This is a genomic window from Sphingomonas glacialis (assembly GCF_014653575.1).
Lineage (GTDB): Bacteria > Pseudomonadota > Alphaproteobacteria > Sphingomonadales > Sphingomonadaceae > Sphingomonas > Sphingomonas glacialis.
In genome coordinates this window covers 276,905-300,893 of sequence record NZ_BNAQ01000004.1, presented here as the reverse complement: position 1 = coordinate 300,893, position 23,989 = coordinate 276,905, and the positions used below count along the sequence as shown (strand labels likewise).

Annotated in this window: 22 protein-coding genes and 1 tRNA gene; 12 read left to right on the top strand and 11 right to left on the bottom strand. The window is 64.8% G+C overall.

Features of this window, described 5'->3' with window-relative positions; translation table 11 throughout:
- Positions 1-60 precede the first annotated feature (60 nt).
- The gene (locus IE187_RS14825) at positions 61-1,287 is read right to left on the bottom strand and encodes a pyridoxal-dependent decarboxylase, exosortase A system-associated (RefSeq protein ID WP_189676880.1); all 1,227 of its coding nucleotides are present in this window, start codon (positions 1,285-1,287) and stop codon (positions 61-63) included.
- Positions 1,284-2,783: an AMP-binding protein gene (locus IE187_RS14820; protein ID WP_189676879.1), complete on the bottom strand. Its 1,500-nt coding sequence runs from the start codon at positions 2,781-2,783 to the stop codon at positions 1,284-1,286. Before IE187_RS14820 ends, IE187_RS14825 begins: the two co-directional genes overlap by 4 nt.
- A 116-nt stretch (positions 2,784-2,899) precedes the next feature.
- Between IE187_RS14820 and IE187_RS14815 the strand changes: the two genes are divergently transcribed.
- From IE187_RS14815 to IE187_RS14805, 3 genes are read left to right on the top strand one after another with little or no spacing between them, the layout of a single operon-like run.
- Positions 2,900-3,172, top strand: coding sequence for an acyl carrier protein (locus IE187_RS14815; RefSeq protein ID WP_133187375.1), 273 nt, complete (start codon positions 2,900-2,902; stop codon positions 3,170-3,172).
- A 10-nt stretch (positions 3,173-3,182) separates the two neighbouring features.
- Complete coding sequence (locus IE187_RS14810) at positions 3,183-3,896, top strand: alpha/beta hydrolase family protein (protein ID WP_229839426.1); 714 nt, start codon at positions 3,183-3,185, stop codon at positions 3,894-3,896.
- Positions 3,884-4,651 (top strand): hydrolase 1, exosortase A system-associated, encoded by a 768-nt coding sequence (locus IE187_RS14805; RefSeq protein ID WP_189676878.1) that lies wholly within the window; start codon positions 3,884-3,886, stop codon positions 4,649-4,651. The genes IE187_RS14810 and IE187_RS14805 overlap by 13 nt, the downstream gene beginning before the upstream one ends.
- Before the next feature lie 132 nt (positions 4,652-4,783).
- On the opposite strand, the gene trxB is transcribed toward IE187_RS14805, so the two are convergent.
- Positions 4,784-5,749 (bottom strand): thioredoxin-disulfide reductase, encoded by a 966-nt coding sequence (trxB, locus tag IE187_RS14800; RefSeq protein WP_133187369.1) that lies wholly within the window; start codon positions 5,747-5,749, stop codon positions 4,784-4,786.
- Between the two features lie 100 nt (positions 5,750-5,849).
- Positions 5,850-6,230, bottom strand: a complete 381-nt coding sequence (locus tag IE187_RS14795) for a VOC family protein (RefSeq protein ID WP_133187367.1) — start codon at positions 6,228-6,230, stop codon at positions 5,850-5,852.
- A gap of 185 nt (positions 6,231-6,415) precedes the next feature.
- On the opposite strand from IE187_RS14795, the gene IE187_RS14790 reads away from it, so the two are divergent.
- Both IE187_RS14790 and IE187_RS14785 read left to right on the top strand, forming a co-directional pair.
- Entirely contained in the window at positions 6,416-6,865 is a 450-nt protein-coding gene (locus tag IE187_RS14790) for a hypothetical protein (protein WP_189676877.1), read from the top strand.
- Between the two features lie 113 nt (positions 6,866-6,978).
- On the top strand, positions 6,979-8,019 hold the full coding sequence (locus IE187_RS14785) for an aldo/keto reductase (protein ID WP_189676876.1): 1,041 nt from the start codon (positions 6,979-6,981) through the stop codon (positions 8,017-8,019).
- 88 nt (positions 8,020-8,107) lie between these two features.
- Here the strand turns inward: IE187_RS14785 and IE187_RS14780 are convergent.
- The 4 genes from IE187_RS14780 to IE187_RS14765 form a co-directional block, all read right to left on the bottom strand.
- Positions 8,108-8,184, bottom strand: a tRNA-Met gene (locus IE187_RS14780).
- Between the two features lie 97 nt (positions 8,185-8,281).
- Complete coding sequence (locus IE187_RS14775) at positions 8,282-8,809, bottom strand: 2'-5' RNA ligase family protein (RefSeq protein WP_189676875.1); 528 nt, start codon at positions 8,807-8,809, stop codon at positions 8,282-8,284.
- Positions 8,806-10,689, bottom strand: a complete 1,884-nt coding sequence (locus IE187_RS14770) for a potassium transporter Kup (protein WP_229839439.1) — start codon at positions 10,687-10,689, stop codon at positions 8,806-8,808. The genes IE187_RS14775 and IE187_RS14770 overlap by 4 nt, the downstream gene beginning before the upstream one ends.
- Before the next feature lie 197 nt (positions 10,690-10,886).
- Positions 10,887-11,327, bottom strand: a complete 441-nt coding sequence (locus IE187_RS14765; protein WP_133187359.1) for an Lrp/AsnC family transcriptional regulator — start codon at positions 11,325-11,327, stop codon at positions 10,887-10,889.
- A 131-nt stretch (positions 11,328-11,458) separates the two neighbouring features.
- Between IE187_RS14765 and ald the strand changes: the two genes are divergently transcribed.
- The 3 genes from ald to IE187_RS14750 all read left to right on the top strand — a co-directional run bounded on the left by ald (position 11,459) and on the right by IE187_RS14750 (position 13,734).
- A complete protein-coding gene (gene ald, locus IE187_RS14760) occupies positions 11,459-12,565 on the top strand; it encodes an alanine dehydrogenase (protein WP_189676874.1) in 1,107 nt (368 codons plus the stop codon).
- A 327-nt stretch (positions 12,566-12,892) separates the two neighbouring features.
- Positions 12,893-13,285 (top strand): hypothetical protein, encoded by a 393-nt coding sequence (locus IE187_RS14755; RefSeq protein WP_189676873.1) that lies wholly within the window; start codon positions 12,893-12,895, stop codon positions 13,283-13,285.
- A complete protein-coding gene (locus IE187_RS14750; protein ID WP_189676872.1) occupies positions 13,231-13,734 on the top strand; it encodes a hypothetical protein in 504 nt (167 codons plus the stop codon). Before IE187_RS14755 ends, IE187_RS14750 begins: the two co-directional genes overlap by 55 nt.
- A gap of 125 nt (positions 13,735-13,859) precedes the next feature.
- Here the strand turns inward: IE187_RS14750 and IE187_RS14745 are convergent, their stop codons facing one another.
- Positions 13,860-14,201, bottom strand: a complete 342-nt coding sequence (locus IE187_RS14745; RefSeq protein ID WP_189676871.1) for a hypothetical protein — start codon at positions 14,199-14,201, stop codon at positions 13,860-13,862.
- A gap of 217 nt (positions 14,202-14,418) precedes the next feature.
- Here IE187_RS14745 and IE187_RS14740 point away from each other — a divergent pair, with 217 nt between their 5' ends.
- Positions 14,419-15,738, top strand: a complete 1,320-nt coding sequence (locus tag IE187_RS14740) for a chymotrypsin family serine protease (protein ID WP_189676870.1) — start codon at positions 14,419-14,421, stop codon at positions 15,736-15,738.
- Positions 15,739-15,783: 45 nt separating this feature from the next.
- A complete protein-coding gene (locus tag IE187_RS14735) occupies positions 15,784-17,796 on the top strand; it encodes a TonB-dependent receptor (RefSeq protein WP_189676869.1) in 2,013 nt (670 codons plus the stop codon).
- Positions 17,797-17,817: 21 nt separating this feature from the next.
- Here IE187_RS14735 and IE187_RS14730 read toward each other — a convergent pair whose 3' ends face one another.
- Positions 17,818-18,918, bottom strand: a complete 1,101-nt coding sequence (locus IE187_RS14730; protein WP_189676868.1) for a DUF475 domain-containing protein — start codon at positions 18,916-18,918, stop codon at positions 17,818-17,820.
- Positions 18,919-19,281: 363 nt separating this feature from the next.
- Here IE187_RS14730 and IE187_RS14725 point away from each other — a divergent pair, with 363 nt between their 5' ends.
- On the top strand, positions 19,282-21,069 hold the full coding sequence (locus tag IE187_RS14725; protein ID WP_189676867.1) for a site-specific integrase: 1,788 nt from the start codon (positions 19,282-19,284) through the stop codon (positions 21,067-21,069).
- Positions 21,070-21,419: 350 nt separating this feature from the next.
- The gene (locus IE187_RS14720; protein WP_189676866.1) at positions 21,420-23,219 is read left to right on the top strand and encodes a hypothetical protein; all 1,800 of its coding nucleotides are present in this window, start codon (positions 21,420-21,422) and stop codon (positions 23,217-23,219) included.
- Between the two features lie 93 nt (positions 23,220-23,312).
- Here the strand turns inward: IE187_RS14720 and IE187_RS14715 are convergent, their stop codons facing one another.
- A complete protein-coding gene (locus IE187_RS14715) occupies positions 23,313-23,714 on the bottom strand; it encodes a Ros/MucR family transcriptional regulator (RefSeq protein ID WP_189676865.1) in 402 nt (133 codons plus the stop codon).
- Between the last annotated feature and the right edge of the window lie 275 nt (positions 23,715-23,989).

The window sequence follows — 23,989 nt, the reverse complement described above, 5'->3', positions numbered from 1 at the left end:
CCCCGGATGAGCAAGCTACGGCTGTCGACACGATATGGTGCGGAAGGGGTGAATATACCGTTAGGAATGCTCGGCCAGCGTTTCTGCCGGGAGCGGATGCCCCAGAAACGCCGTCGGGCTTGCCGAGACCCCGTACGCGCCGGCCATGAACACCGCAACCAGATCGCCGACTGCGGCGACGGGCAACGTGACGCGATCGGCGAGCCGATCGAGCGGGGTGCACAGCGGCCCGACGACGCTGACGACCTCAGTCGGCGCACCGGCGGCGGCGGTGGCGATGCTCACCGGATAGTTGCGCTTGACCACCGTGCCGAGATTGCCCGTCGCCGCGAGCTGATGGTGCAGCCCGCCATCGACGACGAGGAAGGTCTCGCCGCGGCTCTCCTTCCGGTCGACGACGCGCGTCAGATAGACGCCCGCCTCGCCGACGAGCCAGCGTCCGAGCTCGATCGCAAAGCGCGTGTCGCGCAAGGCCGTGCTGCGGGTGGCGAGTGCTTCCGCGAGCGCCGCGCCGATCGCGGCGATGTCGAGCGGCGCTTCGCCCGGGAAATACGGGATGCCGAAGCCTCCACCGAGATTGACGAGCGGCGGCATCACGCCGATTTCCTCGGCGAGCCGCCCGGCCAGCGCCATCGTTGCCGCCTGCGTGTCGATGATCGCCCACGCGTCGAGCGCTTGCGAGCCCGCGTAGATATGCAATCCGCGCCAGTCCGCCCCGCTCGCGATCACATCGCGGGCGACCGCCGCGGCGCGATCGGCGTCGATCCCGAACGGCGACGCACGCCCCCCCATCCGCATCCCCGATCCGCGCAGCTCGATCTCGGGATTGACCCGGATGGCGAGGCGCGGCGTGATACCAAGCCGGTCGCCAATGCCAAGCGCGCGCGTCGCCTCGCCGCTCGATTCGAGGTTGATCGTGACCCCGGCCTTTATCGCAGCCGTAAGCTCGTCGTCGCGCTTGCCCGGGCCTGCGAAGCTGATCGTCTGCGGCGCCTTGCCCGCCGCGAGCGCCATCGTCAGTTCGCCGCCCGAAGCGATGTCGAGCCCGTCGACCAACGGCGCCATCGCCGCGAGCAGCGCCGCGAACGGGTTGGCCTTGATCGCATAATGCAAGTCGATGTCAGGAAAGGCCGCGCGGAAGCGAGCGATCCGCGCTTCGACCGCTCCCCTGTCATAGATGAACAGCGGCGTATCGCCCGCCATCGCCACCCAATCCGCGGCGCTGCGCCCGGCGATCGTGAGCGGGGCACCGGCAAAGTCGGCAGGGATCGTACCCATCGGTTTCATGACGTCAGTTCCGCTTTGATCGCTGCCCGGTCGAGCTTGCCGTTGGCGTTGCGCGGCAGCTCGGCGCGCCATTCGTAGCGCGTCGGCTGCTGAAAGCTCGGTAGGTCGCGCCGCAAGCGCGCGCGCAGATCGGCCTCGCGCGCACCGTCGCCGCGCGCCACCACGACGATCGCCTGGCCGAGCCGCGGATCGGGCACGCCGAGCGCGACCGCCTCGACGGTCTCGCCGCCCGCCACAACGGCTTCCTCGATCTCGGTCGGGCTGATGCGGTTGCCGGCACTCTTGATCATCTCGTCGTCGCGCCCGACGAAGCGCAACAGGCCTTCGTCGTCGATCACCGCCGTATCGCCCGACCACACCGCCATTCCGCCCGATATCGACCAGGCCGGTGCCGGACGGAAACGCTGCGCGGTGCGCTCGGCATCGCGCCAATACCCTTGCGCGACCAGCGGCCCGGCATGGACGAGCTCGCCCGGCTCGCCCGCCGCGGCTTGCGTTCCGTCGGGGCGGACGATCATCACCTCGGCAAAGGGGATCGCGCGGCCGACCGAGTCGGGATGCGCGGCGACCAGCGCGGGGGCAAGATAGGTCGAGCGGAACGCCTCGGTGAGCCCGTACATCGGGTAGAGATCGGCCTGCGCGAACCGCGCCCGCAGCCCGGCGACGAGCGGCGCGGTCAACGCTCCGCCCGAATTGGTGAGGCGCTTCAAAAGGCTTGCCGTGGCATCGGGCCACTCGGCTTCGAGCAGCTGGACCCACAGCGGTGGGACGCCCGCGAGCGTCGTCGCGCCGACGCGTTCGACCGCCTTCACGACATCGCGCGCCGTCAGATAATCGAGCGGCGCGTAACTGGCGCCCGCCGCCCAGGTCGAGAAGAGCTGGTTCTGCCCATAATCGAAGCTCAGCGGCAGCACGCCGAGCACGCGGTCGTCGGGCGTCAGCCCGAGATAGTGCGCGACGCTGATCGCGCCGAGCCACAGATTGGCGTGGCTCAGCATCACCCCCTTCGGCCGCCCGGTCGATCCCGAGGTATAGAGGATCGCGGCAAGCGTATCGGGATCACCGCCCGACGGCGGAAGTCGGTCCTCCCCGCGCACGTCCTCGTCGAGCAAGGCTGCACAGTCCTCGGGGATGTCACCGCTTTCCAGCGTATCGCGTCGGCCCGCTTGCGTCAGCAGCGCTGCCGCCCCGCTGTCGGCCAGAATATAGCCGACCTGCGCACGCTTGAGCATCGGATTGATCGGAACATGCACAAGGCCCGCGCGTGGCGCCGCCATCGGCAATACGCACGCCAGCCGTGTCTTGGGCAGCCAGCTCGCGACCCGCGCACCCGGCGCATAGCCCTGCGCCGCCAGCCACGCCGCCACTTCGCCCGTCATCCGCTCGAGCCCGTCGAAGTCGAGCGTCCCCGCGCGATCGATCATCGCCACCGCATCGCCACGCCCCAACGCGGGCAGCGTATCGATGGGCCGGGGGATTGGGTCGAGCGCAAGCATGCCCCCTGATAGCGAACGCGGCTTGGCTGTGAAGGGCTCGCGCGGGGGCGGCTCTTGGCATTGCCCGGCCCAGTCTCTATCGCGGTGCAACATAACGGCTAGAACCGGGGCTCCTTGTGCTTCCAGATGATTACGACCAGATCGATTCGACCGTCCGCGCAACGTTGCGCGACGTGCTGGGGCTGAGCGAGGCGCGCGCGGCCGAGTTGCGCGCAGAGACCCCGCTGTTCGGCGCAATGCCCGAACTCGATTCGATGGCAGTCGCTGGCTTGCTGACCGAGATCGAGGAGCGGCTCGGCATCCTGATCGAGGATGACGAGGTCGATGGCGAAATGCTCGAGACCTATGGTAGCCTCGTCCGCTTCGCCGCGGCCAAGGCGCCGCGATGACGCTACCCGCTTGATCGACTCGTATGAGACGCGCCGCGGCCGCGAGGCCATGCTGCGTTTCGGGCCGGCGAGCGGGCCGGTCGCCGTCGTCACCCTACCGCTGTTCGAGGAAGCCAATCGCGTCCGCGCGCTTGCGGTGGCGATCTGCCGCGCCCTTGCACGCCGCGGTGTGGGCAGCTTGCTCCCCGACGTGCCGGGCCAGGGCGAAAGCCTCGTTCCGCTCGAGCAGTGCGGCATCGGCGATTTCAGCGATGGCATCGCCGACGCGATCAAGCTTGAGCGCGCCGACGGTCGCCGGTGTTACGGCGTGTCGATCCGCAGCGGCGCGCTGCTCGACACGACGGCCGCATTGGACGGTCGCTGGCAGCTTGCGCCGCAGGACGGCGCGAGCGTGCTGCGCGGCCTCAAGCGGATCAAGCAAGCCGCCGCGCGGGCGGGAACGGTACTGGGCGATCGGTGGTATCTCGATACCGACGCGCCGATCGAGATTGCGGGCAACCGCATCGCGCCGGGTCTGCTGACCGATCTCTCGCGGCGTATCCCGTGGACTGCCGCGGATGGGGGATTCGTCCGGACTGTCCGGCTCGCAACCGATCCGATGCCGGCCGATCGGCGTGTCCCCGGCGCACCGCTGTGGCGACGCGCCGAGCCGGATTCGGACCCTGCGCTCGCGACGTTGCTCGCCGACGATATTGCCGACTGGATTACCACATGCGGAGGCTGATCCGCTTCGCCTGCACGGGCGACACGCTGTTCGGCACGCTGGATGAAGCGCCGGGCAAGACCGGGCTGCTGATCGTCTCGGGCGGCAACGAGATCCGTATCGGCGCGCACCGCGGGATGGCGCTGCTGGCCGAGCGCCTTGCGGCGCGGGGGATCCCGGTGCTGCGCTTCGACCGGCGCGGGATCGGCGATTCGACGGGGACGAACGGCGGGTTTCTGACCTCGGGCCCCGATATCGGGTGCGCTGCGGCGACCTTCAGCGCCGAGGCGGGGATCGAACGGCTCGTCGGTTTCGGCAATTGCGATGCGGCGACGGCGCTTGCGCTGTTCGGCGCGACCGCCGGGATCGACCGGCTGATCCTCGCCAACCCCTGGGTGATCGAGGAAACCGACGCGCTACCCCCCGCCGCCGCAATCCGCGCGCGCTATGCCGAGAAGCTGAAAGACCCGCGCGAATGGCTGCGGCTCGCGCGCGGCGGGGTCAATTTGTCCAAGCTGGCCGGTGGGTTGGCCAAGGTTGCGCAGAGCAAACCTGAAGCCGCCGAGAGCCTGGCGGCGCGACTGCGCGCGGCATTGGCGGCGAGCCGGATCGACACGACGATCCTGCTCGCGGCGCGCGACACCACCGCGATCGCGTTTCGCGACGGATGGGACGGGCCCGTCGCGCTGTGCGACACCGACAGCCACAGCTTCGCGCATTCGAGCGATGCGGCATGGCTGGAGCCGCAGATATTCAGCGCGGTAACGCGCGTCTAGAGTTTGATCGACGCCCCCTAAACCGTCACCCCGGGCCTGTCCCGGGTTCCACCGGGATGCATAACCTGCCCATGCAGACTCTATGGCGCGGTGGACCCCGGCACGAGGCCGGGGTGACGAAGAATGAGGCTCTTACTCCGCCGCCTCGGCCAGCTCGAACTCGGCCTCGGCCAGGAACTTCTCGGCATCGAGCGCCGCCATGCAGCCCGTTCCCGCCGCGGTCACCGCCTGGCGGTAGATCTTGTCCATCACGTCGCCGCACGCGAACACGCCCGGCACGCTGGTCCGCGTCGAACCCGTCTCGACCCACAGATAATGGTCCTCGTCGAGCTTCAGATGCCCGCGGAACAGTTCGGTCGCGGGATGATGCCCGATCGCGACGAAGCCGCCCTCGGTCTCGAGCCGCGACTTCTCGCCGGTCACGGTGTCGACCAGATCGATCGCGACCAGCCCGGCGTTGCCGCCGCCATCGACGAACTGGTCGACTTCCTTGTTCCACAAGACGGTCACGCCCTTGTGCGCGAACAGCCGCTCCTGGAGGATGCGCTCGGCGCGGAGCGAACTGCGGCGGTGGATCAGCGTCACGTCGGGCGAGTGGTTGGTGAGGTAGAGCGCTTCCTCGACCGCAGTGTTGCCGCCGCCGATCACTGCGACCTTCTTGCCGCGATAGAAGAAGCCGTCGCACGTCGCGCAAGCGCTGACGCCCTTGCCCTTCAACGCTTCCTCGCTGTCGAGCCCAAGCCACTTGGCCTGCGCGCCGGTCGCGATGATCAACACCTCGCCTTCATAGACGTCGCCGCTGTCGCCGGTCAGCCGGAACGGGCGCTGCGACAAATCGACCGCGACAATCGTGTCGTACATCAGCGTCGTGCCGACATGCTCGGCCTGCTTCTGCATCTGCTCCATCAGCCACGGCCCCTGGATGACGTCGGCAAAGCCGGGATAATTCTCGACATCGGTCGTCGTCATCAGCTGCCCGCCGGGCTGGATGCCCTGGACGAGGATCGGCTTCATCCCCGCGCGTGCGCCATAAATGGCGGCGGAGAGGCCGGCGGGCCCCGAACCAAGGATCAACATGCGGGTGTGGTGAGTGGTCATGATGGCTTTCATCCTGTCGGCCCGCTGCCTCTAGGGGAGCAGCGGGCCGGCCAATGAGATGGGAGGTCGTAGACAGCGCGCAAGACCGCGCCGTGCGAGATCAGGCAGGGATGCGATACATGCTGCACAACTTGTTCCCGGCAGGATCGCGCAGATAAGCCAGATAGAGCTTGCCGAAACCGCCTTCGCGCACGCCAGGATCGTTCTCGATCGGCGTGCCACCTGCCGCGACACCGGCAGCGTGCCACGCATCGACCTGCTCGGGTGACGCACCGGCAAAGCCGATCGTCCCGCCATTGGCGTGGCAGGCTTCCGCACCGTCGATCGGCTTGGTGACGATGAACAGCCCGCCTGCGTGCATATAGACGAGCCGACCGCTGTTTTCGACTGCGGGCTTGGCGCCGAGCGCACCGAGCGTCGCATCATAAAATGCGCGCGAGGCCTCGAGATCGTTTGATCCGACCATGACGTGGCTGAACATAGCGTGCTCCGTGATTGCGCCGCGCACCGTGCAGCGGCAGTGCGTCGCGGCTAGCGCATTTGCCGCGGACACGAAAGACACCTGTGCACGCGCTGCCCGCGCGCCTGGACGCAAACGATACGCCGCTTGTCGGAACGCCCGCCCACGCCCTATCTCCACTGCTACCGCAGGAACGCCGCTCGCTTATGCTCAGCCAACTCGAACAGGTCAGCGCCAATCTGGCCGCGGCGCGTGCGCTCCGCGCCGAAGGCGTGCCGTATCGCGTGATCGGGCGTCGGCTGGCGCTAACGACGAGCCAGCTCGGCCACATCCGCCGCACGCTCAAGCGCGAGAAGGCCGGGCAGACGCGCTTGCATCGGACAATGCCGGGCGCGACCGCGCGCGACTTTCCGGTCGGCCGGTCCGCCTTGCCCGCGGGGCTGCGCGGGATCCTGACCCGCGCCGGATACCGCACGCTCGGCGATCTCGCCGATCGAATCGCCGATCGCGACCAGCCCGGGCTCGAGACGATGCCGGGGCTCGGCCCCGTTCGCATCCGCCTGGTCCGCGCGCTGCTGGACGAGTTCGGGCTGCGTGCGGGGTCGAGCGACTTGCAGGCAGAGATCGAGGCGCTGTTTCCAGATTTGCGCGATTAGGCCGCGTACCACCTGACGCCGGCAACCCGGCGACTGGAGCCATTCGGCGCGTCATGCTTTAATGCGAGGACCGCCTGCCCCACGCTCCGCGGGCGGCTTCGGAAGGAATCTCCATGCGCTACAATAAGCTTGGCCGCACCGGCCTGTTCGTCTCGGAACTGTGCCTGGGCACGATGACCTTCGGCGGCGGCGACGACATGTGGGGCAAGATCGGCCAGCTCGGCCAGGACGAAGCCGATGCGCTCGTCCGCGTCGCGATCGATGGCGGGATCAATTTCATCGACACCGCCAACGTCTATTCGAACGGCCGCTCGGAAGAGATCACCGGCCAGGCGATCCGCAACCTCGGCCTCAAGCGCGAAGAGATCGTCGTCGCGACCAAGGCGTTCGGCGAGATGGGCGCTGGCCCGAATGCGCGCGGCGCATCGCGCTACCATTTGATCGACGCGTGCAAGGCGAGCCTTAAGCGGCTCCAACTCGACCATATCGATCTTTACCAGATTCACGGCTTCGACCCCGCCACGCCGATCGAGGAGACGCTGCGCGCGCTCGATACGCTCGTCCAGCATGGCCATGTCCGCTATATCGGCATCTCGAATTGGGCGGCGTGGCAGATCGTCAAGGCGCTCGGCGAATCGGCGCGGCTCGGGCTGCACCGCTTCGCCTCGCTTCAGGCCTATTACACCATCGCCAGCCGCGACCTCGAGCGCGAGATCGTGCCCGCGCTCCTCTCGGAGGAAGTCGGGCTGATGGTGTGGAGCCCGCTCGCTGGGGGCTTCCTGTCGGGCAAATATGACCGCGCCGACGAGAGCAAGACCGATGGCCGCCGCGCGACCTTCGACTTCCCGCCGATCGACAAGGATCGCGGTTATGCCATCATCGACGTGATGCGCCCGATCGCCGAGGCGCACGGTGTCTCGGTCGCGCAGATCGCGCTCGCGTGGCTGCTCCACCAGAAGGCGGTGTCGAGCGTGATCGTCGGCGCCAAGCGGCCCGACCAGCTGACCGACAATCTTGCCGCGACCAAGGTCGAACTGTCGTCCGACGATCTCGCCAAGCTCGGCGAGACGAGCGCTTTGCCTGCGGAATATCCCGGCTGGATGTTCGAACGTCAGGGCGAATATCGCCGCACGCTGCTCGAGAAGATGCGCTGACGCCCGCGCCCGGTTTGCCTGTGCGGGCGGGCCGGGCATTGCCCGCGGCTGGCGAGAGCGGTGACCCGAGGCCGGGTTCTAAAAGGGATGGTAGCGAAGGAGGGACTTGAACCCCCGACCCCAGGATTATGATTCCCGTGCTCTAACCAACTGAGCTACTTCGCCGTGGCCCCGGCTAAACCGGAGCGTGCCGCTGTGTGCGAGGCGCGGGCTATAAGTAGGCGCATCCGGGCGGTCAACCCACCTTTACGCCGGTTTCGTCTCAAGCGAACATATGGCGCGAAAGCGGCTCCCACGGGCCGCCGCGATACCACCAGCTCGCCAGCCCGGCGAGGCGGACGGTGCGGGGCTGGAAATCGCGCGCAAGCTCGGCCTGCAGCGCCTTGGCGACGGCGGGCTCGACCTTGTTCTGCACCGTGACATGCGGCCGCCAGCCCGCGCGGTCCTGCGGCGTCAGCACCGCGGAAAAGGCATCGGCGAGCCGATCGCGGATATCCTCCAGCGCAGGCGATTCGATGCGGAACGCGACACCGCGACCGAGCGACATAAGCCCCGCGATCCGCGCCTCGGGCGCACGCACGCGGCTGGTCTCCGCCGCGAGCCGCTGCTTGAGCTCGCGCTCGAGGCTCGGCGCGAGGTGATGAAACATCGTCAGGTGCGCCTTGAGCTGGTTGCGCTCGGGCGGAAAGTGCCGGACGCGCAGCTCATCGAACCAGGCAGCATCACCCGCACCGAACAGCGCGGTGACGATGATCGGCGCAGGGGCCGGCGCTGGCGCGACATCGCTCAAATCTCGAGCTGGCTGCCGAGTTCGACCACGCGGTTGGTCGGCAGGCGGAAGAACTCCATCGCGCTCTCGGCGTTGCGCAGCATCCACGAGAAGAGCTTCTCGCGCCACAGCATCATCCCCGGCCGCGACGACGGCAGCAGCGTCTGGCGCGACAGGAAGAAGCTTGTGTCGATCATCCGGAAATCGGCACCGCAGCGATGCACGTTGGCGAGCGCCACCGGCACGTCGGGCTCCTCGATGAAGCCATAGCGCAGCACCATGCGGTGGAAGCCGGCCCCCAGATCCTCGATCATGCAGCGATGCCCCTCCGACACATAGGGGACGTCGGCGATCTTGATCGTCAGCAGGATGATCCGCTCATGGAGCACCTTGTTGTGCTTGAGGTTGTGCAGCAGCGCGTGCGGCACACCCTCGGGCGAGGAGGTCATGAACACCGCAGTGCCGGGCACGCGCGTCGCCGAGGTGGCGGCCGACTGGATGAAGATCTTGATCGGCATCGCGCCCTCGCGCATCCGGTCGATCATCAGCTGCCGTCCCTTCGACCAGGTCGTCAGGATCGTGAAGATGATCAAGCCGACCAGCAGCGGGAACCAGCCGCCCGCCGGCACCTTGGTCAGGTTCGCCGAGAAATAGGCACCGTCGACCAGGAAGAACACCGCGAGCAACGGCAGCGCATAATAGACCGGCCAGTTCCACAGACGGAACAGCACGACGCTGAGCAGGCAAGTGTCGATGAACATCGCCCCCGTCACCGCGATGCCATAGGCCGACGTGAGGTTGGACGAGGTGCGGAAGAAGATCACCAGCAGCAGGACCATCGTCAGCAACAGCCAATTGACCAGCGGAATGTAGATCTGCCCGACCGTCGCCGCGCTGGTATGCTCGATCCGCAGCCGCGGCATGAAGCCAAGCTGGATCGCCTGCTGCGTCACCGAGAAGGCACCCGAGATCACCGCCTGCGATGCGATCACTGCGGCCATCGTCGCGAGGATGACGAGCGGCAGCTGGAGGCTGTCCGAGGCGAGCATGTAGAACGGGCTCTCGAGCGCGGGCTGGCCCATCCGCGACAGCAGCGCCCCCTGCCCCATGTAATTCATCATCAGCGCGGGCAGCACGACGAACAGCCACGACACGCGGATCGGGTTGCGACCGAAATGCCCCATGTCGGCGTACAGTGCCTCGGCGCCCGTCACCGCGAGCACGACCGACCCGAGCGCGAGGAACGCGCGCAGCGGATCGAGCGCGAAGAACTCGACGGCATAGTGCGGCGAGAAGGCCCAGAGAATGTCGGGCGTCTTGACGATGCTGAGCACGCCGAGCGTCGCGATCACCGCGAAATAGACGAGCATGATCGGGCCGAAGAACAGCCCGACGCGCGCGGTCCCGCTGCGCTGGATCCAGAACAGGGCGATGATGATGGTCATCGCGATCGGCATGACGAGATTGCCGAGCCCGGGCGAGACGACCGCGAGGCCCTCGACCGCCGACAGCACCGACACCGCCGGGGTGATCATCGAATCGCCGTAGAAGAGCGCGGTCGCAAACACGCCGAGCAGGATGATCCCGCGCGACCAGCGCTTGTTCTTGGTCCGGCCGTTGACCAAAGCAAGCAGCGCCAGGCTGCCGCCCTCGCCCTTATTGTCGGCGCGCATGATGATCGTTACGTATTTGAGGCTGACGACGATCATCATCGACCAGAACATCAGGCTGACGACGCCCATGATGTGGACCGGATCGAGCGCGAGCTTGTGATGCCCGGCGAAGGTTTCGCGAAAGGCGTAGATCGGGCTGGTGCCGATGTCGCCGAAGACGATGCCGATCGCGCCCAAAGCGAGCTTTGCGAGACCGTCCTTGCCGTGATGGAGGGCGTCTTCGCCGATCGTATCGGGCGTCGAATCGCGATTGGCGGGCAGGTCGCCCGCACTTGCCTGAGTGGTCGTCACGCTAAGGGTGTTCTTGCCCGGATTTCATGCAGATAGGTCATGGATGACGGCTAAGCCTCGGTCCCGATGGTGCGGCGCAATAGCACGCGGCAATGCCCCCCGCAACGCCATGTACAGCGCATGTTCAGACACGTTCAATCCTCGGTCGCGAGCGTGCGGATCGTGAATTGTGTGACGAGGCGGTGGACGCCGGGAAGTGCCGACAGGACTTCGCGGTGGATCCGCTCGTAGCTGTCATCCTCGCGGACCAGCACCTTGAGCAGATAATCCGATTCGCCGCTCATCAAATGCGCTTCGCTGACTTGCAGCGTGCGCGCGAGCGCTTGCTCGAACTGCTGCATCGTCGCCTGGCGCTGGTCGGTCAGCGTCACCGAGACGAACACCGTCGAGGGATTGCCGCGTGCGGCGCGCGACAGGCGGGCGCGGTAGCCGAGGATCATCCCCTGCTGCTCGAGCGTCTTGACGCGACGATGCGCGGCGGAGGGCGAAAGGCCGACGCGCTCGCCGAGCGCCTCGCTCGTCAGCCCCGACTCTTGCCCGAGCTGTGCGATGATCTTGCTGTCGATCGTATCCATCCGGGACGCTGTTGCGCGGGCGTGGCACGTTTTGCAATACAATCCCGATCTGCCTCGCCTTGCGGACGAGTTTGCACGCACTTCCCGCTCGCACTGCTGTAGAAGGGCCGCACTCAATAGGAGAGTTTGCGATGCGCATCGGCGTTCCCAAGGAAATCAAGAATCACGAATATCGTGTCGGCCTGACCCCTCCCTCGGTCTCCGACCTCGTCGCCGCGGGCCATAGCGTCGCGGTCGAGACCGGCGCGGGCCTCGGCATCGACTTCGAGGACCAGGACTATGTCGCCGCCGGCGCGACGATCCTGCCCGACGCCGCGGCTGTGTTCGCGCAGAGCGACATGATCGTGAAGGTCAAGGAGCCGCAGGCGAGCGAGATCGCGCTGCTCGAACCGCGCCATTTGCTCTTCACCTATCTCCACCTCGCCGCCGACAAGCCGCAGGCAGAAGGCCTGATGAAGTCGGGCGCGACGTGCATCGCGTACGAGACCGTCACCGCACCCGACCGCTCGCTGCCGCTGCTCAAGCCGATGTCCGAAGTCGCCGGGCGCATGTCGATCCAGGTCGGCGCGCACTATCTCGAGAAGGAGCAAGGCGGCCGCGGCATCCTGCTCGGCGGCGTGCCGGGCGTGGCGCCAGCCAAGGTCGCGATCCTCGGCGGCGGCGTCTCGGGCGTCAACGCCGCGCAGATGGCGGTCGGCATGCGCGCCGACGTGACGATCTACGACATTTCGAACGCACGGCTTGCCGAGCTCGACATGTTCTTCGGCAGCCAGATCAAGACCGCCTATGCCTCGCGCGCGGCGATCGCGGCGGCGGTGAAGAGCGCGCATCTCGTGATCGGCGCGGTGCTCGTTCCCGGTGCGGCGGCGCCCAAGCTCGTCACGCGCGACATGCTCAAGACGATGAAGCGCGGCTCGGTGTTGGTCGACATCGCGATCGACCAGGGCGGCTGCTTCGAGACGAGCCATGCGACGACGCACGAGGACCCGGTGTTCGAGGTCGACGGCGTGATCCACTATTGCGTCGCCAACATGCCCGGCGCGGTCGCGCGGACCTCGGCGTTCGCGCTCAACAATGCGACGCTGCCGTTCGTGCTGAAGCTCGCGACGCTCGGCGCCGAGGGCGCGATGCAGGCCGATGCGCATCTCGCCAACGGGCTCAACGTCTCGGCGGGCAAGATCCGGCACCAGGCGGTGGCGGATGCGCTCGACCTGCCGTTCGAGGCGTGGGCTGGCTGAGGCTGGGGCTGACTGAGTCTAGGGCTGGCTGATCGGGGAGCGCCCGCCGTGCGATGGCGGGCGTTTTTGCGACGAAGCGAGTTAGTTGACTCGATTGACCCCAAGACGCGCGATCTTCAAGCGCGATCGTTTCCATTTTGGTGCCAATGCCGACCGTGCGGGCCGGCGATTTCAAAGAGCCGGGAGACGTATACCACAGGCGCGGGGTTGTAGGACAGCGGCCCTGTCGGATCGGGCGGACGCAGCCCGCGATCCCAAGATATTCGCCCGCAGCGGGATTGCCAACGCGCGTGGCTTCGTCCAGCCTCCGGCCATCGGGGGAAGACGATGTCACTGATTTTCGCTGCATTCTTGGCCGCGGCCGGCGTTCAGGCGTCGGACGCTCCGCCTGCCGCGCCGGCATTGCCCGGCGCCGCTCCACCGCTCCCGTCCGCCGAACAGCGGGTTGCCCAATCCGCCAGCATCGGCCGGCTACTCTACCTTTTCGACCGGGCGGCCTGGACGAGCACGGATGCGTTGACCGCAACCGTTGCCAAGGACCAGCTCACCGGCGTCGGCGGCTATGTCGTCGAGCTGGCCGATCCGCAGACCTTGCGAGTCACCTACTATCGCGGCGCGGGCGACGCGGCGCGGGCGACGCGGCGCGGGCGTTCTTCGTCGCCGATGTGCGCGCCGGTCAGGTCGTCCGCAAGGAATTGCTCGCCACCCCGGTCGCGTTGAGCGCAGATCAGGCGATCCTCGCGCGCGCCCGCACCGTGGCGGCGGCACGGGCGGTCGAGCGCGGCTACAAGCCCTGCACCGCTTTCCCGTTCAACACCGTCGTTCTGCCGTCGCGCAACGGCGGGCCGATCGCGGTGTACCTGCTGTCCGCCATGCCCGATGCGACGACCTATCCGATGGGCGGGAATTATCGCATCGTCGTGGCACCCGACGGCACCGTCGTCTCGTCGCGCCCGTATACTGTAAGCTGTCTCAATTTGGCGGTGCCGAAGCTGCCGGCCGGCGCGAAGCCGGTCGGCGTCACCGTTACGCATCTGCTCGATCCCGTACCCACCGAGATCCATGTCTTTGCATCGTACAGCCTGAAGATGCCGGTGTTCGTCGCCACCTCCGACAAGCAGGTCTGGGTGGTGCGGGGCAGCAGCATTACGCTCGCAAAATTGAGATGACCTCGCGCGGCAGGCGACGGTCGCGGTATTGAGACCGCATTTTATTCGCCCCTAGCCTCCTGCGCGGGGCGCCAGGCGTTCGCCCGCACCCCCCACGCGATCCGCGGCCGGCCTGAGCAGGCCGATCAGACGCAGCGGCGCCGCGGGACCAGGCTCCCCATCTCGACGCGCGAATGGCCGAGAATGTCGCAGGCTTTGCCGCGGATATACGCGATATGCTGGGGGGTGAATGTCCCGCCATCCTGGCGCAACAACGTCTCGGCCTCGGCCTTGAGCGCGTTGGCGCGCGCCAGCTTTGCAGCGCGCATCGTCGGGGTTTCGGAAGACGGCGCGGCGTTCAGGCTTTCGATCGACGTTCGATAGGTGCTGTAGTTCGGGGCACCCATCCCGCCGTCGAGAACAGTCGTTTGCGCGCTGGCGGATACGGCGGTCGTCGCCGCCACGCCAAGTATCAGCAGTTTGATCATCGTAGCTACTCCCTGTCGGACAGTGCTGGAGAAATGCGTACAAGAGCCATGCGTGTTCGTGATGGTATCCGCGTGCATCTACGGCAAAGCAATCGAGAAATGACGACCGAACGGCGGGTCCGGTCTCGCCATCCGGGCAGGCTCGCGTCAGCCATCCCGCTCGTCACGCGAGCGCTTTCCCGTTCCCGGCGCGCGGGCAATCCGCTATCATACAAGGGTGCGCATTTTCCCCCTCGCCATCGCCGTTCTCCTCATCCCGGCCAGCGCCTGGGCGCAGTCGGCCGCGCCGATCATCCCGACGCAGATCGCGCAGCCTCCCGCTATCACGGCGACAGCATTCCCGCTGATCGACACCAAGACCACCCCGCCCCCGCTCGTCGCGCTGCCGATCGTCGAAACCGCCGCCACCGCGCGCGCGGAAGATGCCGCCGAATATGCCAGGCTCTTCGCGGTCCCCTTACGCGAGGCGATCGCGCGGCTGGCGGTGCAGGATGCGAGCGTTCCCGTCACCGATGCGATCGCCGAGCGGTATCGCGACCGGCTCGCCGGGATCGCGATCGAGCATCGCCCGGCCTATCGCATCGTCGTCAATCTCACCGGCACCGCCCCCGTCGCGCCCGAGCAGGTCAGCGCGGGCGGGATCACCGTGCCGATCGTGTTCCGGCCCGGCGCCGCGGTCACGCGCGAGCGGGTGATCTGGGCGATGACCAATCACCAGGCGGCGATCCGCGCGGCGCTTCGCACCCCGCCCGGCATGGGGCTCGATCCGCACACCGGCGCGCTCGTCGTGACGATCGGCAGCAGCGACGCCGCCGAGGGCGCCGCCAGCCTCGAGCAGCGGCTCGGCGCGATCGCTGGGGTGCCGGTCAAGGTCCGCGCGCTCAACCAGAAGGACGTCAACCTCTCGCCCGAAGGCGGCGCGCGAGTCGAGGGGCTCAACCCCGACGACAAGCGGCGCTATGTCTGCACCACCGGCTTCAACATCACCGACGGCGTGCGCAGCGCGGTGACGACGGCGGCGCACTGCGTCGACCAGCTCGACTATCGCGGTGCGCGCGGGGGCATCGAGCCGCTCAGCTTCGTCGGGCAATGGGGCTGGGGCTATCGCGACGTCCAGATCAACGCGGCGCTCGGGCCGTTGCCGCCGACCTTCTATGCCGATGCCGCGCGCACCCGGCTACGCCCGGTGACGGGCAGCCGCGGCCGCGCGAGCACGCGCGCGGGTGATTTCGTCTGCCATCGCGGCGAGCGCACCGGCTATAGCTGCGCGCTCGTCCAGCTCACCGATTTCGCGCCCGCGGGGGATCTGTGCGGCGGGCCGTGCCTGCCGACCTGGGTCACCGTGTCGGGCCCGACGTGCAAGGGCGGCGACAGCGGATCGCCGGTGTTCAGCGGCACCACCGCGCTCGGCATTCTGAAAGGCGCGAGCTATCGCGGCGACGGGTCGTGCGCGTTTTATTTCTACATGTCGCTCGATTATCTGCCAGAGGGCTGGTCGCTGCTGCAGGCGATGCCGGGCGTCGTTCCGACGGGATGACGCGCGGCGGCGCCGATCTTCTCCCGATCAGGTCTGGCCTCACCGATGTATCGCGTATCGCTCCTCCCGCTGCTCGCCCTTGCAGCGCCCCTCCCCGCGCTTGCGCAGCAGGCTGCGCCGCCACCGCCAAGCGACGGCCCCGACATCGTGGTGCTGGGCCAGCCCTTGCCCGTCCCGCCCGGGGTGCCCGCTTATGGTTCGGTGACGATCTCGCGCGACCGGCTGACGGGGGACGCCTCGGGCCGGGTCGAGGACGTGCTGCTCGACGTCGCGGGCTTCCAGCAATTCCGCCGCGCCGACAGCCGCTCGGCCAACCCGTCGGCACAAGGCGTCACGCTGCGCGCGCTCGGCGGCAACGCGTCGAGCCGCGCATTGGTGCTGCTCGACGGGGTGCCGCTCGCCGATCCGTTCTTCGGCTATATCCCGTTCAACGCGATTGCGGCGGATCGGCTCGGCGGGGTGCGGGTGACGCGCGGCGGCGGTGCGGGCGCGTTCGGTGCGGGGGCGGTCGCGGGGACGATCGAGCTGGTGAGCGCGGCGCGGCGCGACCTGCCGTTGCTTGCTGGCGAGGCGTTTTATGGCAGCAACAATGCGCAAGAGGTGTCGGCGAGCGTCTCGCCTAACGTGGGCGGCGGGTTCGTCAGTCTCTCGGGCAAGTTCGAGCGGGGCGACGGGTACTACACCACGCCCGACAGCCAGATCACCGCGGCGAGCGTGCGCGCGCGCTATCGCGACTGGTCGGGCGGGATGCGCGCGGTCGTGCCCCTTGATGCCGCGACCGAGATCCAGGCGCGCGGCCTGCTCTATCGCGACACTCGCACGCTGCGCTTCGCGGGTGCCGACAGCAGTTCGCAGGCCAATGATGCCAGCGTCCGGCTGATCCATCGCGGGGCCTGGGCGATCGACGCGCTCGCCTATGTCCAGACGCGCAACTTCACCAACCGCGTGATCAGCGCCACCACCGCCAAGCTGACGCTCGACCAGCGCAACACGCCCGCCACCGGCCTTGGCGGCAAGATCGAGCTGCGTCCGCCGGTCGGGGCCGATCACGTGCTGCGCGTCGGTGTCGATGCGCGGCTCGGCGACGGTACGCTGTACGAGGATGCCTATGCCGCGAGCGGGCTCGTCACGACGCGCCGCACCGCGGGCGGCAAGACCAGCACGCTTGGCGCGTTCGTCGAGGACGACTGGACGCTCGGGCGGCTCGTGCTGACCGCGGGTGTGCGCGGCGACCGCTGGACGATCACCCGGGGCTTCTTCCGCGAGGCGAATGCGGCGGGGTCGGTCACCACGCAGGCGCGCTACGGCGACCGCCACGGTTTCGAGGGGACGGGCCGCGCCGGGGCGCTGTTCCACGCGAGCGACGCGATCGCGCTGCGCACCGCGGCCTATACGGGCTTCCGGCTGCCGACGCTCAACGAGCTGTATCGCCCGTTCGTTGTCTTTCCGATCACGACGCAGGCGAATGCCGCGCTCGGGCTCGAGCGGTTGCGCGGGGTCGAGGGCGGGATCGACCTTACGCCCGTCGCCGGGGTGACGCTCGGCGTGACCGCCTTCTACAACCGGCTCGACGGCGCGATCGCGAACGTGACGATCGCGCCCAACCTGCGCCAGCGGCAGAATGTCGCTGCGATCGTTGCGAGGGGGATCGAGCTGACCGGGCATGCGGCGCACGGCGCGCTCTCGCTCGACGCGTCCTATGCGTATAGCGACAGCCGCGTTCGCGCATCGGGCCGGCAAGCGCCGCTCGACGGCCTGATCCCGGCGCAAAGCCCGCGCCATACCGGCAGCGCGACGCTTGGCTGGGGCCGCAACGGCTTCGGCGCGTCGGCGACGGTGCGCTATGTCGGCGATCAGTTCGAGGACGATCTTCAGACCGGGCTGCTGCCTGCGGTGACGACGCTCGACGGGGTGATCACGCTGCCGGTCGGCCACCGCGTGTCGCTCGTCGCGCGCGCGGAGAATGTGCTCGATGCGACCGTGCTGACGCGCAATGCCGGCGGATCGATCGACCTCGGCACGCCGCGTACGCTGTGGATCGGCGTGCGGCTGCGTTGAGGCCTTTGCCGGGCGGCTTGCTCAGCGCGTACGGCTGTCGGGCTGACAATCGCCGTCGGGCAGGATCACCTCGCCGACGCCGTTATCGGCATAGTCGCCGGGATGGCGCTTGCGGTGGCGGACCGAGGCGAACAGCGAGAGCGCGATGATCGCCGCGCCGATCAGCCCGGTGACGATCTCGGGCGTCTCGATGCGGATGCTGAGCAGCATGATCGTTGCGAGCGCGAGGATCGCGTAGAAGGCGCCGTGCTCGAGATAGCGGAACTCGGCGAGGTGGCCGCCATGCACCAGCGCGACCGTCATCGAGCGCACGAACATCGCGCCGATGCCGAGCCCGAGCGCGATCAGCACGATGTCGTTGGTGATCGCGAACGCGCCGATCACGCCGTCGAACGAGAAGCTCGCGTCGAGGAACTCGAGATAGATGAACGCCCCCAGCCCCGAGCGGACCACCGCCCCGGTCGCATGGTCGACATCGCCGCCGACGAGCGCGCCGATCCAGTGGACGCAGAAGAACGCCGCTACCCCGCAAAACGCCGCGATCAGGAAGGTCTGCCGCGGCGCGCCGGAAAGCACGAACGACAGGCCGACGATCACCACCGCGACGACGAGATAGGCCGCGAACGGCATCCGCGCGATGACGGCAAGCGGGCGCTCGATCCAAGACAGCCAGACATGCTCGCGATCGGGGTCGAAGAAGAAGGACAGCCCGACAAGCAGCAGGAACGCGCCGCCGAACCCCGAAATCCCGATATGCGCGCCGGTGACGATCGCCTCGTAGCGCGCCTGATCGACCACCGCGATCCGCGCCGCCTCCCACGGCGAGATCATCGCCGACACCGCGACGATCAGGATCGGGAAGACGATCCGCATCCCGAACACCGCGATCAGCACGCCCCAGGTGAGGAAGCGGCGTTGCCAGATCGGCGCCATGTCCTTGAGGATCGAGGCGTTGACGACGGCATTGTCGAGGCTGAGCGACGTCTCCATCGCGCCGAGCACCGCCGCGACAAAGACGAACTGGCCAGCAAGCTCGATCCCGCCGCCCTGCCAGAAAGCGAGCCCGCCCGCGAGCAGCAGGCAGACGATCGTGAACAGGATCGAGCCGTAGAAATTCTTCATCGCGCCCCGAGAGACGATTTGCGGCGGTTTTGCAACTGGTCTGCGCGTTGCAGATCAGCTGGCCGGGTTTTGTCGGATCTGATCGGCGAGGCGAGATCGTCGGCGTTGCGAGACCGGGCGTTCGACGCTCTTACCGGCATGCGGTATCGAGCAGTCGTCATTGGCGATGAGGAACCTACTCATCGCGGTAACCCGACAAGCGGCTGTTTCAGCGTGTTTTTTGCAAAAATGGTCGGGGAGACAGGAAGCGGATCGAATGAAAACTAGAGCCTAGTAAGCCCAGGAACAACGGTTTTCCGCCAGTTCGAAACGTGTATGCTACGTCCCTATGCTACGTTTTACCCCCGCCAGATCGCGCCCCCGATGAACCTCAACAGCTATCTTCACAAGCGCGATCACTCGCAAGCTTGGCAGTTGCGATGGATGGTGCCCAAGGCCGCAAGGCCGCTTATCGGCAAGGCAGAGTTCACGAAATCGCTGCGCGTTACCGACCGGGCGGAGGCGGAAGGGCTTGCCTACCGCCAACTCGCAGAGTGGAAAGCGCAGGTCGAACACGCACTGATGAACGGCAAGGCTGGTCCACCGGTTGCTGCGCCGCGATCGGCTACACCGGCTCCCAAGTCTCCCGCCGAAATCGAGCAGGCTGCCGTCGCTATCGGTTTCGAACTTGCCAGTGTGAAGGCGTCGGCGTTGATTGCAGCGAAGGCGAAATCGGAAAGCAGTTACGACGCGTTGTATGCGAAATTCGATGAATGGCATCGGAAATCCATTCGCGACCTGAACGCAGGAAACTCGTCTTATTGGGCCGAACGAATACGACAACTATATCGGCGTCGTGGATGGCCGTTGGACGAAACCAGCATCGAATTCGCCTTGTTCGTTAGAACTATGGCGCACGCGGGAATCGACACTTTTGCGCAGGCCAAAGCGAAGATGGATGGAACCGCCAACGCCTTCGAGCCGTCGCCTATCGTCCGCGACACGATCGCAGCAAAACAGAGCCGAGCTAAGGACGGCGAGACTGTACTCGACCTGTTTGAGCGCTATGCCGCAACGAGGCTGGCAGAGGGGCGCAAGCGAACCGACACCATCAATCAGGATCGAAAGGTAATCTCGCTTTTCTCAAGCTTTGTCGGAAGCCAGCGCAGCCTCCGGTCAATTCTTCCAAGCGAGGTTCGGGACTGGCGCAACGCGATTGCTTCACTGCCCCCCGCGTATCGAAAGCGGGCAGCGAATTCTGGTTTGTCAGTGCGCGAAGCTTCGGATCGCGCGCGCGAGACTGGCGAAAAGGGTATCAGTCCAAGCACTGTAAACAAGTACATGAGCACGGTTTCCCCCCTGTTTGATTGGGCAAAGCGAGAGGGGTATGTCGATCGTAACCCTTGCGATGGGCTGTTCCTTGATCTTCAACGAGGGAAAAAGAGCGGTCGGAATCGGCGCCCACCATTCTCCGTCGAGCAGCTAAACCAGATACTCAAATCACCCCTCTTCACCGGCTTTGCTAAGGACGGCAAGGAGTGGCAGCCGGGGCCGCAACGCGCGTACGACTGGCGGTATTGGATTCCGCTAATATGCCTTTTTACCGGAGCCCGAATTGGTGAAATTGCTCAACTTCGTGTCGATGACGTGCGCGACGACGGAGGCATTGCGTTCCTTTGGATCAAAGATGACGACGCCACCGGTCAAACTACTAAATCCGGCCATTGCCGCCCTTCCCCTATCCATACCAAGCTTCAATTCCTGGGCTTTCTACAATACGTAGATCGGCAGAGAGAGCGGGCGCGAGAAGATGGCGACACGCGGCTTTTCCCTGAATTGCGACCTAATGGGCGAGGGCAAATTAGCTGGGTGCCATCACGCTTTTGGCGGACTTACCTCACTGGCATCGGTGTAAAGAGTGGTGGTGATGGGTATGGCGCACACTCCTTCCGACACGGGTTAGCGGATCAATTACGCCTTGCTGGTTATCTCGACGATGAGATCGAAGTTGCCTTGGGTCACAATCAGGTCAGCGTTACCGGTGGCTATGGGCAGGTTCGGCAAGGCACTGTCGCCCGTATCTCTGCCATGCTCGAAAAAGTGGAGTTCAAAGGGGTTCTTTTCGATCATCTTATTCCGCCGACCACAGTTAATAGCGAGCAGACCCATTAGATTTGCCGAGTGACCGTGTGAGGCTACCCCTTTTCCCTCCGCCTTATCGATAAGGTGTCCTTCCAACTAATGCCTCAAGCCGGTGGAAAGACATTTTTTGGCCGCGAGAAAGTTTATGGAACGATTCTATAAACTGTTGCAGCTAAAAAAATAAACTATATCTTCAAATATAGATTAACTTACAATCAACATAAATAAACTAAGAATACAAAATCCTTCTGAGAGCAGTGGAGCCGTGGCAATGGCGGCGGTATAACCGCCGCAGCACCCAGCAAGTTTCGTTTTCTCCGTAGGTATTAAGAACGAAACGAAACTTTGAATGCTATTCCATGCTATAAAGAAGGTAACCAGTGAAGCTATTTGATTCTGCATTTATTAAAGAAATATCTAAACACCATCCCGGAATGGTATCTCATTTTGACGATCTACATTGTAGATTCAAGAAAGCTCTAGAAGGTAAATCAAATCCAAATTTCTATGTCGTTCCCTGGGAGACTGGATTAGGAAAATCCACCTTCATAAAATCCTTCCTCGCGGAATGGAAATCCGAAGGATTTGAAAATGGGGGGAGCGTCCTGATAGCTCTCAATACCAAGGCGGAGATTAAGGAATTTGCCGCAGGCTGTGGATTAGAAGTTCAAGATTATTCGGTCTACACATCTGACGAAAAGCTCAATGGATTAGGCCGGGGGTCGAATAATAGTCCAGATGCTAGAGTCCTATTCACAACTCATAAAATGATCAGAGAGAGACTCAGAAAGAAGAAATTCAATTCAGCAGAAGAGTTCTATTACAAGGGACAACCAAGAACGCTACGGATTTGGGACGAAGCGGCGGTGCAGGCGGAGCCGATTACTATACGCCTCGACGATGTTGTCAAGTTGGTAGGGCCTGTGCGTCCTCGTTACCCGGAATGGATCGCGGGCATTGAGGCGTTCGTTGCCGAAGCGCGGGCGAGTGAAGCTGGAAGCGTGGCACTGGTTCCTACCAAATTTGGCACCGGCAAGCAGTTCGTTTATCACGAGAAAGCGCCGCCCGCACTTAGTAGCGAGCAACAGCGAATTGCCAAGACTTTGAAAGCTGCGGCAGGGTGTCGTCTTCTAGTGATCGATAGCGGGCGGTATGGGAAAATCCTCGTTGGCGCGGGAGCTGCGTTACCGGCTGACCTAGCCCCTATGTTCATCTTTGACGCCTCTGCACGTGTCCGCGATACCTATAAGCTTTGGGGTGAAAAGGATGGCAACGTCGAAATCCTGCCCCCCGCAACAAGAAACTTCGAGGGCCTAACAGTTAACATTTGGCAAGCTGGTTGCGGCATCGAAGTTTTGGAAGATGCTAACGCCCGTAGCCGATTGCTGCGGGGAGTTGCGAAGGCGATCGACGCCATCCCGGGACAGAAATCCCTTGTGATCGGATACAAGTCTCGGGACCTATTTGATATTGAACGCGAACTTTTAGAAGGTATCGCTATTCCCAAGGATTTGCGATTTCGACACTGGGGTAGACACTACGGGACAAACGAGTTTGCTGATATTCAAAATCTCTTTGTCATGGGCGGCTTCCCGCAATCGCAAGCCAGCTATCAGGCATCCTATCTCGCTGCATCTGGCATCGATATATCGGGGTCGAAGGGCACGGAGTGGTTGGACTTTCGACGTTCCGAATTGAAGCATAACCTCTTGCAAGCGGTTAGCCGGGGTAACGTTCGAAACGGCGTTGACGGTGGCTGTGGTCGATGCGTCGTCCACCTTGTTATGCCAGCCAACTACAACCCAGACACGCTTGTGCGCGAGACTTTCCCTGGCTGCACCGTCGAAGTCTGGGAACCGTTTGGCACGGTGTTGAAGGGCCAAGCGAAGCGGGTATTTGATGAACTTCAGCGCATCGCAGAAACGGGAGAGGTTGAAACGATCGCCAAAGCCAAGGTTTGTGCCACCGTGGAGATCGCCACCGCCGCGCGGTTTGGTCAGGTTCTAGCAACACGCGGGCTTGGTGCCGCACTGCTCGCAATTGGAATTAGCCAAAATAATAAGCATTTCGTTTTTAATAGCCCTGGCCCTGTCAGCTTAGGTCGAATGGATAACGTCGTGCCGATATGTGGGTTGGGAGCGACGACAGATTTAAGCAGCTTCCTTTCGAAGGCCGCATAAAGAAAGTTGATTGCGCCCGCTATCATGGAAGCGTTCAGATGAGGCGGGCACAATCGATCGGCTTCGAGGAACCCGCCGACGCTACAAGCGTAATCAGCTCCGGCTCTTCGATCGGCCCAAACCGTTGGCCTTAGCCAAGCCAGCCCGTAACGCGCCGTATTCGGCCGATACCATCGAATACGATGCAGGAAGCGACCACTTCGCACGGTACTGATCAGGGGTTAGGCCATGCATCGCTAAATGCCTCTTTATCGATTTGAAGCGTTTTCCGCATTCGAGGCAGCCAACCGAGTCCGGCTTAACGCTTGCCCGGATCGTCATGGCGGGCGTGGGTGCCTGTTCGGTGACGATAGTGGGGTTCGTGGTCCCAAGCCCCGTTAGGCTGTCATAGACCGTCTTAATCAGTTGCGGCACGTCCTGCACGGCAACGACATTCGAGGCGACATGGGCGGCAACGATATCGCCAACGTGGATTAATAATCTTGGGTTCTTCATACCCCGACAGCTATAAACGTTACAGGCAATTCAAGCAAATGTCTCGGGATCACACGAGACGCAGGCGAGCGTATCAAAATCCGTAGTTGAATCTCGCCGAGTCTCGAACACTGCGCAGTTGCACCCGCTGTGGTCGCCTTAAGTCTGCTAATTGAGAATAGCTCGCTGCCATCCGCCGATTACAATCAGCAATTGCAGGGTCTTTAACCAATTTTGCAAGCTCGGCAGCCCGTATTGCGCGAGCAGCGAAGCCATCGGCATCATCAAGATTGGGC